The 4,075-nt window shown below is 51.2% G+C and carries 4 protein-coding genes; 3 read left to right on the forward strand and 1 reads right to left on the reverse strand.

Annotated elements, in window-relative coordinates; genetic code table 11:
• A partial coding sequence (locus ACH2EH_RS14835; RefSeq protein WP_395142821.1) for a ThuA domain-containing protein occupies window positions 1-1,815 on the reverse strand: 1,815 nt, incomplete at its 3' end.
• Between the two features lie 66 nt (window positions 1,816-1,881).
• Between ACH2EH_RS14835 and ACH2EH_RS14840 the strand changes: the two genes are divergently transcribed.
• From ACH2EH_RS14840 to ACH2EH_RS14850, 3 genes are all read left to right on the forward strand, one after another.
• Window positions 1,882-3,222 carry an ATP/GTP-binding protein gene (locus ACH2EH_RS14840; RefSeq protein ID WP_395142822.1) on the forward strand — a complete coding sequence of 447 codons (1,341 nt, stop codon included), beginning with the start codon at window positions 1,882-1,884 and terminating at the stop codon, window positions 3,220-3,222.
• Complete coding sequence (locus tag ACH2EH_RS14845; RefSeq protein WP_395142823.1) at window positions 3,219-3,806, forward strand: RloB family protein; 588 nt, start codon at window positions 3,219-3,221, stop codon at window positions 3,804-3,806. The genes ACH2EH_RS14840 and ACH2EH_RS14845 overlap by 4 nt, the downstream gene beginning before the upstream one ends.
• Window positions 3,807-3,824: 18 nt before the next feature.
• A partial coding sequence (locus ACH2EH_RS14850; protein ID WP_395142824.1) for a hypothetical protein occupies window positions 3,825-4,075 on the forward strand: 251 nt, incomplete at its 3' end.

The following is a 4,075-nucleotide window of genomic DNA, read 5'->3' on the forward strand; positions in this document are numbered from 1 at the left end:
CCAGAGCGGCCCGATGGCGGCCGTGACATGTGCCATCCCAATCTGCGCCTCCGCGGCTCGCTTTTCATCAACAAAGAGCTTCACGCTGGCGGGTAAGTACTCAAAGCGGACCGCGTGCCACTGCCCGTCGCAAATATCAGAATCTGCAGTGATATTGGTCGGAGCCGCGCCGGGCAGATAGACCGCGAGCTTTCCCGATCCTGCTTCCGTGTACATTTCCCAGTGGCGCGGTGAGTCTTTATAGTTACTGGCGACGAGGATATTAAAGCCGCTTTTGGAGAAAAGCCGCACCCGGCACGTCACCACCAGCGGCGGCTCCTGCCAGCGGGAGTCGCCCTTGGCTTCCCACCCGCCTGCAGGCTCCCCCTTCCCCAGTGAGGAACGAACGTCCGGGGGAGGGGGTTGGGGGGGAGAGGTTGGCAGCGGCAAAACTTCCCGATTTCCTACCCAGGCCACGGCGCGACGGATCAACTCGGCGTGGGCGGGGGTGCGGAGCGCCTCGGCATCATGGCCGAGAAGCGTCTGGAAAATACGCCCCTTGCCTTCGGTGTAGGTGAAGGCTAGGGGCTCGTCTTTGTTGGTTACTTTAGAGTGCGCGGTGAGAAGCGGCTCCACGGGAACCTCACCCACTTGTGAGCAGTACAGCTCGTCGGTGGTGGGAAACGAGAGGGGAAACCCCGCCGTGAGCCGGTGCGTGGGCTGAGTGACCGTCACTGTAAAACCGCCGTAGGCATCGTGGTTGGCCTTGCCATCCACCCAGACACGACGCGCGAGCCCGCCAAAGAACTCTGGCCAGTCGCGCCAGGCACCATTGGCAAAGTGGACGAGCACCAGCCCACCGCCGCGGCGCACGAAACTAAGCAGCGCCGTGCGCTTGCCCGCGCTCAGGCTCGCCGATTCCCAGTTGCAGTAGTTGAGGACGAGTACATCGGTGGTGCCAAGATCGAGCGCCTCCGGGTTTTCGCAGACCGATGTACTCAGGCGCTTGTCGGTGCTCAGAATCTCCGCAAGCGCGGGCGTTGTCTGCTGCCAGTTGTGCGCTGGGTGGTGCCTGCCCGTGAGAATCTGCACACGGAGCGGATCGTCGAGCGGGACGAACTTAGGGGTGCCCTCGGCCTTGGCGGCCCATAAAATTCCTTGTGCGATGAGCTTCTGGTAGCCGGGGAGCGCCCAGTTCTGGTGGGTATGACCGCCCGTGCAGGCAAACCCGCGCCCACCTGCCTGATCTGGGCGGCTCACGCACCAGGCGACAGTCTGTGGCAGTGTCTCCCCGGGTGGCAGCACCTGCACGAGGGGCTGGACGGTCTTCGGGTTGAGGCGCATTTTGTAGTACCATTCCTCGCGTACCGCAAACGGTGCCACTCCCTCGGTAATCACATGCGGCACAAAGCTTGGCATGGACTCGAAGTGCTGGATGGCCGATTCCCAGTGGTTCGCCCCGCTCCCCGACTCGTAGTCAAAGTGCCCTCCGACCCACGCGAGATACTTTTGGCTGTGTTCCAGTGGGCAGAAAGTGGCGTAGTGCAGTGTCACCAGCCCACACCCACGCTTCATCTGTCGCTCGATCACCGCCAGACGATTGCCGATCAGCAGCGGGTGATCGCTCTTTTTATGGTCGGAACCGTCTGCGTAAAGCACGATACAGTCCGCGTCGTCCAGCGTTTTCTCCGCGTCTCCCTCAGGCCAGCCGTAGAGATGCACCTCGGTCTGAGCAAACGGAGCCAGTGCCTTGGCAAACAGCCGCAGGCCCTTCTCATACTCGTGTTCACCCGGCCCATGGCTCTTGGTGCCCGCCAGAAAGACGATCTTTGTCATAGTGAGTGGTTCGTGGCGCGGGGTGGGGATTCCTGCCGCAATCTGCCATCGGGTAAAATGCAGGCTATGTTACTTCAATTTACCGTAGGGAATTTTCTCTCCTTCCGCGAGCCCGTCACCTTCAGCATGATGGCCTCTCCAGAAATTGATGGCATCCCTGAAGACCTACGGCCTGTTGGTGATGGTAAAAACGTTCTTTCTATCGGAGCTATTTATGGAGCAAATGCATCGGGGAAATCTAACCTATTATATGCAATAGCGTTTGCACGGCATCTAATTTTTAGTATAAATGCCCCGGATCAGAGCTTGGGTGTAATGTCACACTCACTAGATCGAAAATCTATAGAGGGTGATAGTTTTTTTCAATTTATTTTTAAAAATGGGGAAAATATTTGTAAATACGGATTTAAATGTAATGATTCAATGATTATTGAGGAATGGCTGTATGTTGATGGAAGTATGTATTTTTTAAGGAATTTTATTGATGGTATAAAAAAAATTGAACTGGGTGATGTCTTCAAAGAAAATGAAGAATTTTATAAATTTATTGTTGAAGGGACAAGAAAAGAACAATTATTTATATATGAGCTGCAAAACAAAAATTCTGACATATTAAGAAGTACATATCAATGGTTTCGCAATGATCTTGTAGTTATATCTGATGAGGGAGATAATGCTAATTCGGAACCCAAATTTTATGCAGGAAAAAGCTTATGCCTGTTTATTAAAATGATTTTAAAATGTGCAGATTCTGGTATACAAGATATTAACCTGAAATTTACTGATAATAGAATTCATTTAAATACCAGGCATAAATCTGATTTAGTAAAAAAATTAAAAGAGTCATTATCGTATACTGATATGCCAATTGTTGCAGATGTGTCGAATCTTGGATTGAAAAAAATATATGGACTTAGAGATGATGATTTGTGTGAAATGGAATTTGAGTTTAGGCATTCAGAAGATATGGATATTCCTTTTTTTTATTTACACCAAGAATCTGCTGGGACTCAGTGTTTGGTTGATCTGTTACTATCTCTGATGCCTTCTATGAGTCGCATCATTATAATAGATGAGCTTGATCGTCGATTGCATCCTAATCTTTCACGGTTACTCATTGAAGTTTGGCGTAAAATGAACCGGCAGGAGAGCCAACTTATTTTTACGACGCATGATGATAACTTACTTTCGGATGATCTTTTGCGACGGGATGAAGTTTGGTTGGTGGATAAAGATGAAACGGGGCATTCTAGTCTGACGTCGCTGGCCGAGTTTAAGATTCCTGAGGGAACCAATATCGAGCGGCAGTATCTCCGAGGGCGATTTGGTGGGGTTCCGTATCTGCGCCGCGAAGAGCTGGATGCGTTTCTGGAGGAGATTCAAAACGAGGGAGCAAATCTGAAGTGAGTGACGGGCTGGATTTGCTGGAGCGGAAAGTTGGCACACGCGACCCGAAGCTTTTTGTCGTCGCGATTGAAGGAGACAAGACGGAGAGGCGTTATCTGGAGCCGTTGCGGAAACGCTATGGCGTGGAAATGACGATTTTGCCGCCGCAAGGTCATTCCTCGCCGCAAGCAGTCTTGAAAAAGCTCAAGGACTATCAAGCGTCTGAAGATTGGATGCTCGGGGATGAACTCTGGCTGATGGTGGATGTAGATAAGTGGCATAGACTTCCTGAGGTCTGTCACGAAGCGAAAACAGCCGGGTATGAGATAGCTATAAGTAATCCCCGTTTTGAGCTATGGCTCTGGCTGCATCTCTTTGACTACGATGCCGAAAAGCTTCCCACGCTAAAGTCGGCTTTGTCTGAGGCAACTAAGGGGTACTATTTTAATGATCCTCAACAGTGGCAGGAGTATGTCAGCGAGGCGATTCGTCGGGCGAAAGAGCTGCCAGGGACGCATTTGGAGCCGGTGCCTGGTGTGCCCGGGACGACGGTGTATCGGTTGATGGAACGGGTTGTAAACAACAAAAATCAAAATAGAAACTAGAAGGATCAGGTTGTAAATATGTCAGATCAAGTTAAAAAAATAGACGACCAAGTTGAGATGATCAGTGATCAAGTTGTAAAGACAAAGAAAACGGTTCAGAAAAAAGCAGATCAGGATCAGATTATCGCTAATTTTATCGGAGACTTGGAGGCGAATCTCGATGCTCTTGACGGGGATACCGCACTTTCTGCTCTGATGGCGAAGCGCGGCTTTGGCGAACCGAAGAAAACCGAGGGCCGAGGACTTCTCAACGCGCTCAAGGCCACCTA

It is taken from the genome of Armatimonas sp., from assembly GCF_043760365.1.
Taxonomy (GTDB): domain Bacteria; phylum Armatimonadota; class Armatimonadia; order Armatimonadales; family Armatimonadaceae; genus Armatimonas.

Excerpts from the sequence above, each read along its gene's own strand:
- ACH2EH_RS14840 (WP_395142822.1), top strand. The coding sequence starts at position 1,882 with ATGTTACTTCAATTTACCGTAGGGAATTTTCTCTCCTTCCGCGAGCCC.